The sequence below is a fragment of the Leifsonia xyli subsp. cynodontis genome, assembly GCF_050632205.1.
Classification (GTDB): domain Bacteria; phylum Actinomycetota; class Actinomycetes; order Actinomycetales; family Microbacteriaceae; genus Leifsonia; species Leifsonia xyli_D.
In genome coordinates, this window is record NZ_CP192578.1 from 20,692 (window position 1) to 37,333 (window position 16,642).

At 69.5% G+C, this 16,642-nt stretch carries 18 protein-coding genes and 3 pseudogenes; 12 read left to right on the top strand and 9 right to left on the bottom strand.

What is annotated here, in order from left to right; all coding sequences use genetic code 11:
- Positions 1 to 155: 155 nt before the first annotated feature.
- The 5 genes and pseudogenes from ACQ86M_RS00110 to ACQ86M_RS00130 form a co-directional block, all read left to right on the top strand.
- Positions 156 to 761: pseudogene (locus ACQ86M_RS00110) on the top strand (FAD-dependent oxidoreductase); the annotation flags it as partial.
- Positions 719 to 1,336: an FAD-dependent oxidoreductase gene (locus tag ACQ86M_RS00115; RefSeq protein WP_431246613.1), complete on the top strand. Its 618-nt coding sequence runs from the start codon at positions 719 to 721 to the stop codon at positions 1,334 to 1,336. The pseudogene ACQ86M_RS00110 and the gene ACQ86M_RS00115, both read left to right, overlap by 43 nt.
- Entirely contained in the window at positions 1,333 to 2,211 is an 879-nt protein-coding gene (locus tag ACQ86M_RS00120) for an ABC transporter substrate-binding protein (RefSeq protein WP_431246614.1), read from the top strand. Before ACQ86M_RS00115 ends, ACQ86M_RS00120 begins: the two co-directional genes overlap by 4 nt.
- A 36-nt stretch (positions 2,212 to 2,247) precedes the next feature.
- Positions 2,248 to 3,042, top strand: a complete 795-nt coding sequence (locus ACQ86M_RS00125) for an amino acid ABC transporter permease (RefSeq protein ID WP_431246615.1) — start codon at positions 2,248 to 2,250, stop codon at positions 3,040 to 3,042.
- Between the two features lie 71 nt (positions 3,043 to 3,113).
- Complete coding sequence (locus ACQ86M_RS00130; RefSeq protein WP_431247921.1) at positions 3,114 to 3,863, top strand: amino acid ABC transporter ATP-binding protein; 750 nt, start codon at positions 3,114 to 3,116, stop codon at positions 3,861 to 3,863.
- A gap of 33 nt (positions 3,864 to 3,896) precedes the next feature.
- Here ACQ86M_RS00130 and ACQ86M_RS00135 read toward each other — a convergent pair whose 3' ends face one another.
- A complete protein-coding gene (locus ACQ86M_RS00135; RefSeq protein ID WP_431246616.1) occupies positions 3,897 to 4,331 on the bottom strand; it encodes a hypothetical protein in 435 nt (144 codons plus the stop codon).
- A gap of 26 nt (positions 4,332 to 4,357) precedes the next feature.
- Positions 4,358 to 4,852, bottom strand: a complete 495-nt coding sequence (locus tag ACQ86M_RS00140) for a peptidoglycan-binding domain-containing protein (RefSeq protein WP_431220042.1) — start codon at positions 4,850 to 4,852, stop codon at positions 4,358 to 4,360.
- Positions 4,853 to 5,009: 157 nt separating this feature from the next.
- On the opposite strand from ACQ86M_RS00140, the gene ACQ86M_RS00145 reads away from it, so the two are divergent.
- From ACQ86M_RS00145 to ACQ86M_RS00160, 4 genes and pseudogenes are all read left to right on the top strand, one after another.
- Complete coding sequence (locus ACQ86M_RS00145) at positions 5,010 to 5,426, top strand: GNAT family N-acetyltransferase (protein WP_431220043.1); 417 nt, start codon at positions 5,010 to 5,012, stop codon at positions 5,424 to 5,426.
- Between the two features lie 74 nt (positions 5,427 to 5,500).
- Positions 5,501 to 5,917 carry a hypothetical protein gene (locus ACQ86M_RS00150; protein ID WP_431246617.1) on the top strand — a complete coding sequence of 139 codons (417 nt, stop codon included), beginning with the start codon at positions 5,501 to 5,503 and terminating at the stop codon, positions 5,915 to 5,917.
- Between the two features lie 155 nt (positions 5,918 to 6,072).
- Entirely contained in the window at positions 6,073 to 6,642 is a 570-nt protein-coding gene (locus tag ACQ86M_RS00155) for a hypothetical protein (RefSeq protein WP_431246618.1), read from the top strand.
- Positions 6,643 to 6,645: 3 nt separating this feature from the next.
- A pseudogene (locus tag ACQ86M_RS00160) lies at positions 6,646 to 8,468 on the top strand (DEAD/DEAH box helicase).
- Between the two features lie 43 nt (positions 8,469 to 8,511).
- Here ACQ86M_RS00160 and ACQ86M_RS00165 read toward each other — a convergent pair.
- Positions 8,512 to 10,047, bottom strand: coding sequence for an MFS transporter (locus ACQ86M_RS00165; protein ID WP_431220047.1), 1,536 nt, complete (start codon positions 10,045 to 10,047; stop codon positions 8,512 to 8,514).
- 71 nt (positions 10,048 to 10,118) lie between these two features.
- Between ACQ86M_RS00165 and ACQ86M_RS00170 the strand changes: the two genes are divergently transcribed.
- The 3 genes and pseudogenes from ACQ86M_RS00170 (at position 10,119) to ACQ86M_RS00180 (ending at position 12,879) form a co-directional block, all read left to right on the top strand.
- Entirely contained in the window at positions 10,119 to 10,757 is a 639-nt protein-coding gene (locus tag ACQ86M_RS00170) for a TetR/AcrR family transcriptional regulator (protein ID WP_431220048.1), read from the top strand.
- Positions 10,758 to 11,160: 403 nt separating this feature from the next.
- A pseudogene (locus ACQ86M_RS00175) lies at positions 11,161 to 11,286 on the top strand (VOC family protein); the annotation flags it as partial.
- Between the two features lie 123 nt (positions 11,287 to 11,409).
- The gene (locus ACQ86M_RS00180; protein WP_431246619.1) at positions 11,410 to 12,879 is read left to right on the top strand and encodes an FAD-dependent monooxygenase; all 1,470 of its coding nucleotides are present in this window, start codon (positions 11,410 to 11,412) and stop codon (positions 12,877 to 12,879) included.
- Here the strand turns inward: ACQ86M_RS00180 and ACQ86M_RS00185 are convergent.
- The 6 genes from ACQ86M_RS00185 to ACQ86M_RS00210 all read right to left on the bottom strand — a co-directional run bounded on the left by ACQ86M_RS00185 (position 12,853) and on the right by ACQ86M_RS00210 (position 16,642).
- Positions 12,853 to 13,185 carry a hypothetical protein gene (locus tag ACQ86M_RS00185; protein ID WP_431246620.1) on the bottom strand — a complete coding sequence of 111 codons (333 nt, stop codon included), beginning with the start codon at positions 13,183 to 13,185 and terminating at the stop codon, positions 12,853 to 12,855. The genes ACQ86M_RS00180 and ACQ86M_RS00185 overlap by 27 nt on opposite strands.
- Positions 13,182 to 13,373 (bottom strand): hypothetical protein, encoded by a 192-nt coding sequence (locus ACQ86M_RS00190; RefSeq protein ID WP_431246621.1) that lies wholly within the window; start codon positions 13,371 to 13,373, stop codon positions 13,182 to 13,184. Before ACQ86M_RS00190 ends, ACQ86M_RS00185 begins: the two co-directional genes overlap by 4 nt.
- Positions 13,370 to 14,326, bottom strand: coding sequence for an ArnT family glycosyltransferase (locus ACQ86M_RS00195; RefSeq protein ID WP_431246622.1), 957 nt, complete (start codon positions 14,324 to 14,326; stop codon positions 13,370 to 13,372). The genes ACQ86M_RS00190 and ACQ86M_RS00195 overlap by 4 nt, the downstream gene beginning before the upstream one ends.
- Positions 14,323 to 15,066: a polyprenol monophosphomannose synthase gene (locus ACQ86M_RS00200; protein WP_431246623.1), complete on the bottom strand. Its 744-nt coding sequence runs from the start codon at positions 15,064 to 15,066 to the stop codon at positions 14,323 to 14,325. Before ACQ86M_RS00200 ends, ACQ86M_RS00195 begins: the two co-directional genes overlap by 4 nt.
- Positions 15,067 to 15,142: 76 nt before the next feature.
- On the bottom strand, positions 15,143 to 16,054 hold the full coding sequence (locus ACQ86M_RS00205; protein ID WP_431246624.1) for a cytochrome c oxidase assembly protein: 912 nt from the start codon (positions 16,052 to 16,054) through the stop codon (positions 15,143 to 15,145).
- 48 nt (positions 16,055 to 16,102) lie between these two features.
- Complete coding sequence (locus ACQ86M_RS00210; protein ID WP_431246625.1) at positions 16,103 to 16,642, bottom strand: DUF2127 domain-containing protein; 540 nt, start codon at positions 16,640 to 16,642, stop codon at positions 16,103 to 16,105.

Here is a 16,642-nt window from a genome sequence, read left to right on the forward strand (position 1 = left end):
TCGCCGCGGGGTGTTTTGTTACGTTCTGATTACTCCCCTGTTTTCGCTTGACTAGTTCCGGTTTGCTGTGTTTGACTTCCGTTACTTCGCCGCCGGGACCCTGAAGACGGTGCCTCCCAGAAGGGCGAAGCCGGTCGGTTTCAGTGAGGAGCGAAGTGGACGCGCAGGTTGGCGTAATCGGACTGGGAGCTGCGGGAAGCGCCGCGCTCTGGCGCTCGGCGGTTCGCGGCGCAGACGTGATCGGCTTCGAACAGTTCGGCTCAGGCCACGATCGCGGTTCGTCGCACGGCTACTCCCGCGTCTTCAAGTCGGTCACGCCGCAGGGGCCGCAGGAGTCGGCCCTCGCCCAGCGCGCCGTCGGCCTCTGGCGTGAGCTCGAGGCGGAGAGCGGGGAATCGGTCCTGCACATGACCGGCGGGCTCTCCATCGGCCGCCCCGACGCCCCGCTCATCGCCGGGCTCGAGAAGGTCGCCGCCGAGACGGGGCTGCCGCTGGAGTACCTGGACGAGGCGGAGCTCCGCCGCCGCTTCCCGCAGCATGTGATCAGCGCCGGCGACATCGGGGTGATCGATCCGGCCAGCGGGTACCTCCAGCCCGAGCTCGCCATCCGCACCGAGTGGGCGCTCGCGCAGAAGCACGGAGCCCGTGTGGTGGACTCGGCGGTGCTCGAAGTGATCCCTCAGGACGAGTCCGTGCTCATCGTGACGGCCGAGCGTACGTGGGAGGTCGGCACCGCGATCGTGGCGGCGGGGGCCTGGCAGCGGACACTGCTGCCGTTCCTCCCGCTCCAGCTGACCCCCGCCGCGCCACGCTCTCCTGGTTCAGGCCGAAGGCCGGCAAGGAGTCGCTTTTCACGGCGGAGGCGTTCCCTGCCTTCACGCACGAGGCGCACGGGGAGACGGGGTGGGGCCTGCCCGAGTTCGACGAGTACGGCGTGAAGATCGGCCTCGACTTCACAGAGGGGTACGAGATCGTCGACCCGTCCGCCAACAAGAAGGACGTGGAGGAGTGGGAGCTCGCTCGCGTCCGGGCGTTCGTCGCGGGGACCCTTCCCGACCTCGACCCCGTCCCCGCTCACTCGGGCGGCTGCATGATCACCATGACGCCTGACGAGGAGTTCACCATCGGCATCCCCGCCGCCCACCCGCGCCTCGTCGTCCTGTCGGCGTGCTCAGGCCGCGGCTTCAAGATGTCGGCCGCCAACGGCGACGTCGCCGCCCAGCTCGCACTGACCGGTGAGGCCGACGTCGACCTCAGCCTGTTCTCCCCCGACCGCTTCGCGGCGGGGGCCACCCCCAGCACCACGTCCACCACCACCATTGGAGCAACGAAATGAAGCGACTCACCTCAGCGTCCCTCGCTGCAGCGGTCCTCACCGCGGCGCTCGTCGCCACCACCGCGTGCTCGAGCGGTTCCAGCGCCGGGACCGGATCGACTGCCGACAGCGCCACATCGAAATACGAGACGATCAAGCCGGGTGTCATCACCATCGTCACCAGCAGCGACCTCACCCCCTTCGCCTACATCAGGGACAAGAAGTGGGTCGGCGTCGACATCGCGCTGGTCGAGGAGGCGGCGAAGAACATCGGCCTGAAGGTCGACGTCACCGGGCGCGACTTCGACACGCTCATCCCGCTCGTCGCCGGCGGCCAGGCCGACATGACGCTGGGCTCGATCGCCGACACCGACGTCCGTCGCAAGACGGTCGACTTCACCCTGCCGGACATCATCGGCAACAACGCCCTCGTCGTGCCGAAGGATTCCGACATCAAGAAGGAGGCCGACGTCGACGGCAAGAAGATCGGCATCCTGCAGTCCAGCCAGGCGCTGCAATACGCCCAGAAGTACTGGACGAAGGCCAACATCGTCACCTTCCCGTCCAACAACGCGGCCCGTCTCGCGCTCTCCGGGGGCGGCCTCGACGCCATCCTCGTCGACCCGCAGAACGCTAAGGCGTACACCAGCCAGTTCGGCTTCAAGGTCGCGCTCTCCGCGGTGAACCCGGAGGACCGCGGCGGCGCCTGGATCCTCAACAAGAAGGCGACGAACCTCCGTGTCGCGCTCAACGAGCAGCTGCGGAAGTTCCTGGCGGACGGCACCACCCAGAAGATGCTCGAGAAGTGGAACCCCGCCGACGACGCCCAGCCGGTCATCGACTGGCTGAAGAAGTACTACGCGGCGCACCCGTCGAACAAGTACTCGGTCGAGTAGTCCGACACATCACCCGGGCCGGTCAAGGAAACGAACATGGACATCATCAACGGCTTCTTCAACTGGGATCAGATCACGGCGATCCTTCCCGATCTCATCATCACCGGGCTGCCCAACACGCTGATCCTCGCGATCGGCGCGATGGTCCTCGGGACGATCGTGGGCATCCTGATCGCGCTGGCGAGCATGTCAAAGCGTGCGATCCTCCGGATCCCGGCCCGGGTGTACGTCGACCTCATGCGCGGCCTCCCCGTCATCCTGACGATCTTCCTGCTCGGCCAGGGGCTGCCGCTCATGGGCGTGCGGATCTTCGGCGACAGCTCGTACCCGTACGGCATCCTGACCCTGGGGCTGATCGCCGGTGCGTACATCGCCGAGATCTTCCGCTCCGGCATCCAGTCGCTGCCGGCCGGACAGCTGGAGGCGGCACGGGCGCTCGGCATGCCGCACGGGATGGCGATGCGGCTCATCGTCATCCCGCAGGGCGTGCGCAACGTCCTGCCCGCGCTGACGAACCAGTTCATCGCGACGATCAAGGACTCCAGCCTCGTGTACCTGCTGGGCTTCACGGTCTCGGAGCGCGAGCTCTACCGCATCGGGCAGGACGCCGCCCAGCAGACCGGCAACCTGTCGCCGCTGGTGGCCGCCGGGATCATGTACCTCATCATCACGATCCCGCTCACCTATGTCGTCAACTGGATGGACAAGCGGTTCAAGACCGGCCGCAAGCCGGAGAACGCGATGACCGGTGAGGCCGATGCGGCCAACCTCGCTCCCACCGGGGAGGTGGCCGCCCAGGCGCCCGAGACGCTGCAGGGAGCGGACAAGTGACGCAGGTGCAGGCGCGGACGGCGCCGACGACAGCGAGCCGAGGACAGAGGACGAAGGACGTGCAGCAGACGATGGTTCCGACAGCCGTGAAGGCCGGACGGGTGGCCGTGGAGGGCATCCACAAGCAGTTCGGCCCGGTGGAGGTGCTCAAGGGCATCGACCTGACGATCGAGCCCGGGGAGGTCGTCTGCATCATCGGACCGTCCGGCTCCGGCAAGTCGACGCTCCTGCGCATCGTGAACCGGCTCGAGGAACCCACCGCCGGCCGCGTGTTCGTCGACGACGAGGAGATCACCTCCCCCAAGACCGACATCAACGCCGTGCGGAGCCGGATGGGCATGGTCTTCCAGAACTTCAACCTCTTCCCGCACATGTCGGTGCTCGAGAACGTGACGATCTCGCTGCGCAAGGTGAAGCGGATCGGCCGGCAGGAGGCGGACCGGATCGCCCTCGACCGTCTCGCGGACGTCGGACTGACCCAGAAGGCGCAGTCGCGGCCGACGCAGCTCTCGGGCGGTCAGCAGCAGCGGGTGGCGATCGCCCGCGCGCTGGCGATGGAGCCGGAGCTGATGCTCTTCGACGAGGTCACCTCGGCGCTCGACCCGGAGTTGGTGAAGGGCGTCCTAGACGTCATGACGAATCTGGCGAAAGCGGGCATGACCATGGTCGTCGTCACCCACGAGATGGGCTTCGCCCGCCGGGTCGCCGACCGCGTCGTGTTCATGGACGGCGGCGTCGTGGTCGAGCAGGGCGCGCCGGCGGACATCTTCGACAGGCCGCGGTCGGAGCGCTTGCGGCGGTTCCTGTCGCAGGTGCTGTAGCGCGACCTCGTACGCGAAGGGCGGCGGGACCGCCTACCCCGGCGGTTCCGCGGCCCTGTACGACGCGAAGAACGTTCCGCCGTAGAGGGCGGCGGCGGCCAGGAAGCCGCAGGCCATCAGGTACGAGGCCCAGTCGTTGCCGGTCATGATCGTCCCGACGCCGGCGAGGAACGTGACAACGATCACGACGAGCCCCCAGATCGCGAGGCGCTGGCCGGCTGCAGCTCTCCGCGCGGCGAGCAGAAGTCTCACAGCGATCACCACCAGGCCGATGGCCACGAGGATGTGCAGGATCACGATGATCGTGTCGGCTACGACGGCGAACCCGCCCTCGGGCTCACCGATCAGGTTCGCCGCCATGCCCAGCAGGAACTGAACGGCCAGTGCGGTGAGGGCCTCAAGGGATCGACGGCGCAGATCCGCTGAAGGATTCGCCGAATGGTTCGCCGACGCGGCGGGTGTGGACATGGGGGCCTCCTTGACCGGCTCGATTCCTACGACTCGACGAACTCGAGCCCGACCGCCGACTCCAGCGTGGCGCCGGCCGCGTGCAGCGGGACGCCCCACGTCTGGTCGCCCACGATGCCGTCGACCGTGACGCCCGCCCAGTCCTGGAAGGCCTCGACCGCCGCCTTCGTGTGCGGGCCGAAGATGCCGTCGACGCCCTGCGGCGTGACGCCGCCCCACTGGTCCGCTCCGTTCGTCAGCACCGTCTGCAGGCTGGAGACCACCGGTCCGGTGGAGCCCTGACGCAGGACCGGCATCGGTCCGCCGTCCGGCAGAGCTGCCCAGGTGAGCGGGCCCACGATGCCGTCGGGGACGAGTCCCGCGCCCTGCTGGAACTCGACGACGGCCGCGTGCGTCGCCGGGCCGAAGATCCCGTCGACCACGAGGCCCGGATCCGGCGTCCGCCGCAGCGCACGCTGAAGACGACGGACCGCGTCGCCACTGTCTCCCTGCCGCACGGTCGGCTGCCCTGGATTCGACATGTCCCTGCCCTCCCCGGCCGGCTGTCTGCACAGGTCGGTGCACCGGCGCTTCGGCAGAAGTGTCCCAGCCGCGAACCGTTCTGGACAAGACCGTACCTGCCGGGTCTAGCGTGTGATCATCCCGCCCCGCGCGGAGGCCGGGAGGAGAGGGAAGACGATGACTGAGGAAACCAGGGGATCGTTCGAGTACCCCGACGAGGCGGGGTACCCCGACGGCACCGGGACGCTCACCGAGACGCAGCAGGTGCTGGTCGACGAGGTGAAGACCACAGGAGCGGCCGAGCCGGGGATCGAGTTCTTCGTGACGGACGATCCGGAGACGAAGACGTACGAGGCGGTCAGCGGCGACACCCTCGTCGGCGGGATCACATACGCGCGCCACGGCGACGTCGTCACACTCATCGCCACCTCCGTCTACCCGGAGTTCCGGGGACAGGGTGTGGCGACGGCGCTGATCCGGCGCGTGCTCGACCGCATCCGCGCCGACGGGCTGCGGGTGAAGGTGCAGTGCCCCATCGTCACCACGTTCATCCGCGAGCACGGCGAGTACGGCGACCTGCTCGACCGCAGCTGAGCAGGAATGGAGAAGCGCGCCATCGGGCGCCGACCCTAGGTTGGTCACAGAGCCCATCGGAAGGGGAGGACACCATGACCACCACCGCGTTCAGCAAAGAGGAGAAGGCGGCCATCAAGGCCGCTGTGGCGGAGAAGAAGGCGCAGCAGGAGGGGGAAGACGCCGCGGCTGCGTGCGCTGCCGCGATCGCGGCGCTGACCGGCGCGGACAAGGAGCTCGCCGAGGCGTTCCACGAGCTCGTCGCCGAGAACACGCCGCTTGCGGCGAAGACCTGGTACGGGATGCCCGCCTACGCCGACGCGGACGGCAAGACCGTCGTCGCGTTCAAGCCCGCCTCGAAGTTCAAGCAGCGTTACGCCACGATCGAGTTCCAGCAGGCCGCGACGCTCGACGACGGCAACCTCTGGCCGGTCGGGTTCGCGCTGACGAAGCTGGATGCTGCGGACAGGGAGAAGGTCGCCGCGATCCTGCGCGCGGCCGTCGGCCGCTGAGCTCCCGGCTCGTCTCCACCGAATCCCCGGAAGTCAATCGGCTGCTCGACTCCGGAAGCGGGTGATTGCGTGGGTGCTCACGACCGCGGGAGCACCGGCTCCTGCTCGATGAGAACGGATGCGACATGTCGGCACGCAACACAGTGGTTCGGGCAATGCACGATCTAGGCCTCGCCGCCTGGTTCGGCGGCACCCTCATGGGAGCCGTCGGCCTCAACGGAGGCACGGCCACGGCGAAGGATCCGGCCGAGAGGCTGCGCCTGTCGTCGGCCGGATGGGCGAAATGGGCCCCGGTCCAGCTCGCCGCGATCATCGTGCACGGTATCGGCGGCGTCGGGCTCATCGCGGGCAACAAGGGCCGCCTCGCGGTGCAGCCGGAGGCGCGCGGCAACACGGTCGTCAAGCTGGCGATCACCGGTCTCGCCGGCGGCGCGAGCCTGTACTCGGCGCTCCTCGGCAAGAAGATCGGCGAGAACGCGGAGCAGGGCGCGGAGGGCGTGACCGAGCCGGACCCGACCGCCTCGGAGGCGCTGGCGGCGGCGCAGCGCAAGCAGCGCATCCTGCAGTGGGTGCTGCCGGCGCTCACCGGCGTCCTGATCGTGCTCGGTGCGCAGCAGGGGAGCAGCAGCGGCCCGCGGCCGGCTTCCTGCAGAGCTTCACGCACTCGCTGCATCGCTGAACCGGGGAACTCGTTCCCGCCGGCGGTCCGCAGAGACTACCGTTGAACGATGACCCCGATTGATTCTGCGGACGGCGAGCCCCGCACCTCCGAGCCCGCCGACTCCGCACCCCCGACCACGTTCTCGGACCTCGGGCTCGACGGGTCGGTGTTGCAGGCGCTGAAGGACGTCGGCTACGAGACGCCCTCCGCCATCCAGGCCGCCACCATCCCGCTCCTCCTCGAGGGCCGGGATGTGGTCGGTCTCGCGCAGACCGGCACCGGCAAGACGGCCGCCTTCGCGCTGCCCATCCTCTCCCGCCTCGACCTTTCTCAGAAGAGCCCGCAGGCGCTCGTGCTGGCGCCCACCCGCGAGCTGGCCCTGCAGGTCGCCGAGGCATTCGAGAGCTACGCCGCGCACCTGAAGGGCGTGCACCTGCTGCCGGTCTACGGCGGCCAGGGTTACGGCGTCCAGCTGTCGGCGCTGCGCCGCGGCGTCCACATCGTCGTCGGCACGCCCGGGCGCATCATGGACCACCTCGACAAGGGCACGCTCGACCTCTCCGAACTCAAGTACCTGGTGCTCGACGAGGCCGACGAGATGCTGAAGATGGGCTTCGCCGAGGATGTGGAGACCATCCTCGCCGACACGCCCTCCGACAAGCAGGTGGCGCTGTTCTCGGCCACGATGCCGGCGCAGATCCGCCGCATCTCGAAGAAGTACCTCAACGATCCGGAAGAGATCACGGTCAAGACCAAGACCACGACCTCGCCGAACATCACCCAGCGCTACCTCGTCGTCTCGTACGGCCAGAAGGTGGATGCGCTCACCCGCATCCTCGAGGTGGAGAACTTCGAGGGGATGATCATCTTCGTCCGCACGAAGAACGAGACGGAGACCCTCGCCGAGCGTCTGCGCGCCCGCGGGTACTCGGCGGCGGCGATCAACGGCGACGTTCCGCAGGCGCAGCGCGAGCGGACCGTCGACCAGCTGAAATCGGGCGCGCTCGACATCCTCGTCGCCACCGACGTGGCGGCGCGCGGACTGGACGTGGAGCGCATCAGCCACGTCGTCAACTTCGACCTGCCGACCGACCCCGAGCCGTACGTGCACCGCATCGGCCGCACGGGTCGCGCCGGGCGCAGCGGCGACGCGATCAGCTTCGTCACCCCGCGCGAGCGGCGGCTGCTCAGCGCCATCGAGAAGGCGACCCGCCAGCCGCTCACGCAGATGACGCTACCCAGTGTGGATGAGGTCAACGTCACCCGCCTGGCGCGCTTCGACGACGCCATCACCGAGGCGCTGGAGCAGCAGGACCGCATCGCGCGCTTCCGGGACATCATCGGTCACTACGTTGAGCACCACGATGTGCCCGAGGCAGACGTCGCGGCCGCGCTCGCCGTGGTGGCGCAGGGGAGGAGCCGTTGCTCCTCGATCCGGACGACGCGCTCACCCAGCGGGTGGACCGCGACTCCCGCGCCGACGACCGGGCGGGCCGGTCCGACCGCGGGGGACGGGACGGCGGCCGGGGCGAGCGGCCGTCGCGGCGCGACCGCAGCGACAAGCCGATGGCGTCGTACCGCATCGAGGTGGGCAAGCGGCAGAAGGTCGAACCGCGGCAGATCGTCGGGGCGCTCGCCAACGAGGGCGGCCTGAGCCGAGACGATTTCGGCCACATCCGAATCCTGCCCGACTTCTCCATCGTGGAGCTGCCCGCCGACCTGCCGCGCGAGACGCTCTCGCGGCTGTCGGGCACGCGCATCAGCGGCAAGCTGATCGAACTCCGCCCGGACCGCGGCGCGGGAGCGCGTCGCGAGACCGGGCGGCGGGATACGGGGCGGCGCGACGACCGGCGCGACGAGCGGCCGCCGCGGAAGCCGCGCCACAGCTGAGTGACGGGCCGGTCGCCGGTGCAGGCCGGCGACCGACCCGGTCTCAGTGCGCGACGACGGGCTCCGGAGCGGTCGGCTGCGCGCCGTCGCCGAGCGGCTCCGCCGTGCCGGTCGCCTGGGTCACCGAGCGGCGCCGGTACAGCAGCGCGGTGAGCACCGCGCCGAATCCGAAGAAGGCGGCGCCCCACCAGTACGCCGTGGCGTAGCTGTGCACGGCCGCCTCCGCCATGACCTGCGGGGTGGGCGGCAGGTGCGACGCGACGTAGTCGGTCGCCGCGGTGGCCGCCAGCGTGTTCAGGAGCGCCGTGCCGATCGATCCGCCGACCTGCTGGCTCGTGTTCACCATCGCCGAGGCGACACCGGCGAACCGGCGGTCGACGCCCAGCGTCGCCGTCTGGATCGCGGCCGGCATCGTCGACCCCATCCCGAATCCGAGGATCATCAGCGGCGGCAGCAGGTCGGCCGCGTAGTTCGCCGTCACGCCCAGGTGGGTCAGGTAGACCATTCCGCTGCCGGCGATCGTCATGCCGATCGGCACCATCACCTTCGGCCCGAAGCGCGGAACGAAGATGTTGGTCGACAGCTGGGCCGCCAGGACGAGCATCACGATCATCGGCAGGAAGCCGAGGCCGGTCTGGATGGGCGTGAACTTCAACGTGGACTGCAGGTAGTAGGTCACGAAGAGGAAGATCCCGAACATCCCGGCGCCGGCGATGAGGATCGCGCTGTACGACGCGCCGCGGTTGCGGTCGAGCACGATGGGCAGCGGCAGCAGTGGATGCGCGGCGCGCCGCTGCCAGATCACGAAAGCGACCAGCAGCACGCCGGCCGCCACCAGGAAGCCCCAGGAGAGCGGCGAGTCCCATCCCTCGGATTCGGCGTTCGAGAAACCGTAGACGAGGGAGAAGAGCGCGGCGGACACGAGGATGGTGCCCGGCACGTCGAGCTTCGGACGCGGACCGGTGCGCGGCACGGAGGTGACGAAGACCACCGCTCCCGCGACGGCCACGATCGCGATGACCACGTTGATGTAGAGGTTCCACCGCCAGTCGAGCTGCTGGGTGAGCACCCCGCCGAGCAGCAGGCCGACCGCACCGCCGGCGCCCGCGATCGCGCCGAAGATGCCGAACGCGCGTGCCCGCTCCTTCGGCACGGTGAAGGTGGTGGTGAGCACCGCGAGGGCGGTCGGGGCGAGCAGCGCGCCGAAGGCGCCCTGGAGTGCACGTGCGCCGACGAGCAGTTCGAAGGTCCCGGCCGCGCCGCCGAGGGCCGAGGCGCCGGCGAATCCGATGAGGCCGATGATGAAGGCCCGCTTGCGGCCGATCAGGTCGGAGAGGCGGCCGCCGAAGAGCAGGAGACTGCCGAAGGCGAGGGAGTAGGCGGTCACGATCCACTGCCGGTCGGCATTGGAGAAGCCGAGGTCGGCCTGCGCGGAAGGCAGCGCGATGTTCACGACGGTGGAGTCGAGCACGACCATGAGCTGCGCCAGGGCGACGGTGACGAGCGTCCACCAGCGGCGCGCGGAGGGCGCGGGCGCATCGGGTGTCGCGCTCGTGGGGGAGGGGTTGGTCTGGGACATGGGCGCCAGCATATACGGAACTCAACAGTTCCGGATCTCTTTTGTTCAGAAATTCACTTAGACTGTCAGAGATGGAAACCTCAGCCCTCGCACCGAAGCTCGGGCGCAAGCGGGACCACACCCGCGACCCCGAGATCCTCGACGCTGCGCTCGAGGTCCTCGCCGAGACCGGCTACGACCGCATGACCGTGGATATGGTGGCCGCGCGCGCCAAGGCGGGCAAGGCCACGGTGTACCGCCGCTGGGCTTCGAAGGCCGAGCTCGTGGTCGACGCCGTCGCCTGCATGAAGAAGGTCGACCTCGACGAGGCGCAGCTCCCCGACACCGGGACGCTGCGCGGCGACCTGGTCGCCATGATGAAGCCGCACACCATCGAGGACGCCGAGAAGAAGCTGCGCGTGATGGCCGGCCTCGTCTCGATGCTCGCCGAGAACCCGGACCTCGCCGACGCCGTGAATGCGGCGATCGTGGAGCCGCGCGCCTCCATCAACCGGATGTTCCTCCGCCGTGCCGTCGAGCGCGGCGAGATCCCGGCCGACTGCGACATCGAGAAGCTCGCGCTCGTCGCGCCGTCGATGGCCGCCTACCGCGTCCTCGTGCTCCGCACCCCGGTCGATCGGAAGTTCCTGCTCGGCATCATCGACGACATCCTGCTGCCGGCCGTCGGCATCCGGCGCACCGAGAGTGTGGGCGAGGAGATGCGGGGGTGAGCTACGGGCGGGACTACCCGCCCGGGGTGAGGGTTACGTTCCCCGTACTCGAATCGGTGACCATGGCGGTGACGATGCCAATTGCCAGCGCAACGAGGAGGGACGAGCTGAGCACGATGATCGAGGTCGTCAGTAGTGCAACCGAACGAGGTCTTTGACGCACTAGCCGCACGGATGCCCAGACCAAGAGAACGACCGCACCGATGAGAGCAATCGGTGTGAACAGGACCATACTGCTGACCACGACCGAGGCCACCAGGAGCCACCGGTCGGTCGCGCTGGCCGCCAGGCGATTCATTCGTGCGTCTCCATTCGATTGTCGCGCCGCCCGATGGGCGCCGGACAGTAAGGTATACGACATGGAAATCCTGGCATTTCAGAAACCTTGCAGGACGATGAGGTAGACGCCCTGGGTCCTCGCGGTTCAGCGCTCCTCGCGCGGGGCGCGTCGATCGACGGTCCGTTCGGCCGAACGTCCGCCTTCGCCGACCCCGACGGGTACTACCTAACGCTGCACGACCGGGTCTGAGCCGCACGGCCGTCCTTGCATTTCCAGGATACCGGGCGGGAGGGGTCTTGCGGCAAGGGCCCCCGCATCCACCAGAATGGCTGGTCGCGGCTGGAAACGCTTCGGCCGGAGAGTGGGGATGCGATGGGTTCTGACGTGTACGACGTGATCATCAGCGGTGGGGGACCGACCGGCAGCATGCTGGCCGCCGAGTTGCGACTGCACGGCGCAGAGGTGCTGGTGGTCGAGCGCGATGCGGAACCGACGCAACTCGTGCGTTCGCTCGGGCTGCACGCCCGCAGCCTCGAGATCCTCGACCAGCGCGGCATTTTGGACCGCTTCCTCGAGGCCGGCACGACCTACCCGGTCGTCGGCCGGTTCGCCGGGATCGCGAGCACGCACCCGGCCGCCCTGGACACGACCCACACCTACACGCTCGGCCTGCCGCAGCCGGTGACCGACCGTCTGCTCGCCGAGCACGCGGCCGAACTCGGCGCGCAGATCCGGCGCGGCGCCGCCCTGACCGGGTTCGTTCAGGACGAGGACGGCGTGACCGTGGAGCTCGACGACGGGACGCGCGTCCGCTCGCGCTGGCTGGTCGGCTGCGACGGCGGGCGAAGCCTGGTGCGCCGCACGCTCGGCGTGGCGTTCCCGGGCGAAGCGGCGACGACCGAGTGGATCCTCGGTGAAGTGCAGGCGACGATGCCGGCCGACGAGATCGCGGCCATCTCGGAGCAGGTGCGCACGACGCACCGCGGGTTCGGCATCGGCCCGAGCGGCGACGGCCTGTTCCGCGCGGTCGTTCCGGCCGCTACCGTCTCGGAGGACCGCACGGTGCCGCCGACGCTGGACGAGTTCCGCGAGCAACTGCGGGCGTACGCGGGCACCGACTTCGGCATCCACGCGCCGCGCTCCCTCTCCCGCTTCACCGACGCCACCCGGCTGGCGGAGAGGTACCGCGTCGGGCGGGTGCTGCTCGCTGGGGATGCGGCCCACGTGCACCCGCCGCTCGGCGGGCAGGGGCTCAACCTCGGCATCCAGGACGCCTTCAACCTGGGCTGGAAGCTGGCGCTCGAGCTCGACGGTCGGGCGCCGGACGGCCTGCTCGACACCTACTTCGCGGAACGGCATCCGGCGGCCGAGGACGTGCTCACCATCACCCGGGCGCAGAGCGAGCTCATCTCTCCGGAGCCCGGCCCTCAGGCGGTGCGCCACGTGCTCACGCAGCTCGTCGAGTTCGAGGATGTGGACCGCTTCCTCGCCGAGAAGATCACCGGAACGGGCATCCGCTACGACTTCGGCGTCGAGCAGGAGCCGATCGGGCGGCGGATGCGCGACATCCCGCTGGCCGACGGGCGTCTCTACGAGCGGATGCGCGACGGACGCGGGGTGCTCGTCGATACGAGCGGTGGGCTCTCGCCGGACCGCTGGTCGGATCGCGTCGACCTCGTTTCCGACGCGGCCGCCGCCGACGCCCTCGGCGCCCCGGCGATGCTCCTCCGCCCGGACGGGCACATCGCCTGGGTGGGAGCGGATCAGCATGACCTGGAGGAGCAGCTGCAGCGCTGGTTCGGCGCCGCTGCCTCGTCAGCGGCAGTTGGCCGCCGCTGCTGACGGCGTGAAGATGTAGAAGGTCACGTCGTTGAGCATTGTGCGGTGAAGGTCCGCCCTGTGCTGGGCGATGAATCCGGTCACCTCGGGGGAGATGGGCGAGCGGGGCGACACCTTGGTGGCCACGGCGACGATGCAATGCGATCGGGGGTCTGTCGTCGCCCGGGTGCCGATGGCCTGTTGCGGTTCCCAGGGCGCGACGCCCCCGACCAGCACGTTGCCCCCCTCGATGCCGGCAGCGCGAAGCGCGTGATCGACGCGGGCGAAGCCTGTCGGGCCGTCGTTCCAGACCAGCGCGGAGGTGCTCACGGCGGCGAGGGCGGCCAGGGCGAGGAGGCCGACTCCTGCTGCGCGGGGAGGACCGCCCGGCCGCCCGAGCCGGGCTGGGTGAGGAGCCTGCTGACGCCGATGCCGGCGAGGATGCAGAGCGCCCAGGACCAGGCGTAGTAGTACGACGGAAGGGCGTTCTTCGCGATGAACAGGTAGAAGATCATCATCGCTGCGAGGGCGACGCCCAGGTAGACGACCAGGAGGCGATGCCTGCGGTCGAAGCAGGCGGCGACGGTGCCCGCGACCAGCACCACGGCGGTGATGGCACCGAATCCCTGCCAGGCGAAGTAGAGGTTCGCCCACCACGGGGATGACCGGTGGCGAACCCGGCGAGGTCGATCAGGTGACCGCTGGCGTTCTGCGCGACCTGGAAGTCCAGCAGGTCGGCGATGCCGGTCCGCAGCCCGATCGGACGGTAGACGAGGAACACGGTGGCCGCCGCCGCGACTGCGGGCACGATGAGCCCGAAGAGGATCGGCCGGAGCCGGCGGCGGCCCACGATGAGCACCAGGAACGCGGGCAGGATCACGGCGGTGGTCGGCTTGCTCGTGGCGGAGAGGCCCATTCCGGCCCCCGCGACGACCAGCCACCATATCGATCGTCCCCGGTGCCATTGCCATGCTGCCGCCATCGCACCGATGGCGAAGAAGACCATCACCGGTTCGAGGACTGCGAAGCGGTCGAGCCGGAATTCGAACGTGGTGTCGACGCCGCGTGGGAGCAGCAGCCAGAAGGCGGTGGGCACCAGCGCGGGCACCCAGCCGAGTTCGGGGCGCAGCCAGAGGAAGACGATCACCCCGCCGAGGATCGTGAGCACACCGACGAGGATGCGCGGCGCCACCGGCCCGTCTCCGAAAAGGAGTTGCACGGCCCCGAAGAGGTACTTGGCGGTCGGGGGCTGCTCGTGGTTGAGGGTGACATCGCCGGCGACGTAGTCTCTGCCGACTGCGACGTATTCGGGCTCGTCGGCGTTCGGGTTCGCCGCCAAGATGTTCCAGAGCGCCTGATACGCGCCCCAGGCGAACACCACCGCGAGCAGCCCCCACCGCACGGCCGCGCGCTCCGGCCATGGCCGGGACCCGGATCGTGCGCGCGGCACGGCCTTTGCTTCCGTGGTCATTCGTCACCGGCCCCTGCGCCGGATAGCGCTCGCAGGCGCCGCGTCGTCCATCGCTTCGGGAGGTCCGCGATGCCCCAGCCGGCGACGCGAACCATGGCCTCGAGGACGATCCCACCGGTCATCTTCGATGCCCCGAACTCGCGCTCGACGAACGTGATCGGCACTTCCACGACGGTCAGTCCCGCCGCATAGGTGCGACGGAGCATGTCGATCTGGAAGCAATAGCCCTGGCTGGTGACCTCCTCGAGCCGGATCTCCTCGAGGGCCGACGCACGGAACGCCCGGTACCCGCCCGTGGCATCCCGCGTCGGCACGCCGAGCGCCACACGTGAGTACGCGCTGCCGCCGCGGGAGAGAACCCGTCTCCGTGCCGGCCAGTTCTCGATCTCGCCTCCCGGCACCCAGCGCGAGCCGACGACCAGATCGGCATGCTCGATCGCGTCCAGCAGTCGCTGCAACTGCTCGGGCCGATGGGACCCGTCCGCATCCATCTCGACGACGACCTCGTACCCCTGCGCGAGCGCCCAGCGCATGCCGGCGATGTAGGCGGCGCCGAGCCCGCGCTTGCTCTCGCGATGGAGGACATGCACGGCCCGGTCGCTCCCGGCGAGCTGGTCCGCGTAGGCGCCTGTTCCGTCCGGCGAGTTGTCGTCGACCACGAGGAGGTCGACCTGCGGCGCGGCGTGTCTCAGCCGGCTCACGATCAACGGCAGGTTCTCGCGCTCGTTGAAGGTGGGCATTACGACAACGGTCCGCACGACTCCCCCAATAGCGGCGCCCATGCGCCGAAATCTAATATTAGCCGAAGGGCGATCGTCAGCTCCGTCCGCTGAGGTGCCGCCGCGTCAGTTCCTCGACCTCCTCGTCGCTGAGCTCGTCCACCCGCCTGCCCTCGCGGCGGTCGAGGCGCATCCACCGCACGAAGAGGAGGACGAGCACGGGCACGTCGGCGACTTCCGCGATGAACCACAGCAGGTCGCCGGAGAGGTGCTGATCGTGCAGCGGGGTCGGGAACCAGAACGGTAAGCGGCCCACGATCGCGGGAGCGTGGTCGAGCACGCCGTCGTTCAGGCGCAGCAGCAGGCCGGGGATCGCGTCCAGCAGGAGTTCGACGAACGCCAGCAGGAACTCCACGGTCACGAAGAAGCCCGTGCGGATCACCGAGTGCGCGGCGATCAGGAGCACCAGGAGAAGTCCGGCGACCGGGGTCAGCACCGAGATGGTCCACTCCGACCACGGCGAATCGCGGAGGATCGCTGCGACCGGGGTCAGGAAGACCGGGAACACCGCGCAGGCGATCACCGGCGCCGAGATGGCGTTGCCGAAGGCCCGCACCGGCCAGGAGCGCATGGCCCGGTCGGTGCGGGCGCGCCCGGCCGGCCCCAGGGCCACCCGCGCGAGCGCGACGGGGTGGCCCAAGGCGACGAGGGCCGGCACGACGAAGAGAAGGAGGGCGATCCGGGTCGTGAACGCCCAGCGGAGCCCGGTGCTCGCAGCGCCGAGGAACCCGAAGGAGACGACCGCGTAGGAGCCCAGGCCGAGGAGCAGGAAGGCCGCCGTCAGCCGGAGCGGCCAACTGTGACCGCGCCGCCTCAGCCGGACGACGCCGCCGAGATACAGGGCGGCGGCCGCCAGCAGCACCACGGTGGCCGCGGGATCGACGGACCAGGTGCCGAGGAAGACGGAAAGAGGGGGCGTGGTCGGCTCCGGTCGGTCGAGGGGACCCATCCAGTCTCGCCCGGGCGCCGGCAGCCTCCCGACCGTCTGAGGGGACTATCAGCCGGATGCAGACGACTCCCCGGCCGCGGGCTCCGCCGTCGCAGCCGCTCGCTCGGCCGCCCGCCGCGCCCGGTGGAGCCGGTACTCGCGCACGGTCAGCACGACGATGAAGATGTCGAATGCGGTCAGGAGCAGGAGACCCCAGCTGAAGTTCACCACGAGCTCGTACGCCTGGTAACCGATGAAGGCCACGAGGAACCCGATGAGCCAGGGATAGGCCCAGAGCTTGTTCCGGAGCACGGCGATGACGAGGAACACCTTCACGACGCCGTGCACCAGCAGGTAGACCGCCCCGAACACGGTCGCGCCGACGCCGAGCGTGCCCGTGTAGTGCACCAGCCAGTTGGCGACGGGGTCGTGCGGGTCCTCGGTGAGCTCATGCCGGGTGAGGCTGCGCACCACCGCTTTGATCTGCTCCGGGGTGACCAGGAGCAGCGCGATGCCGCCGATGAGCTCGACCACGCCGTCCAGCGCCTTCAGGATGAGGCTGATGAAGAACGCCCTGTCGAGGGCGGTGTGCCGGCTGCGGTCACTCAC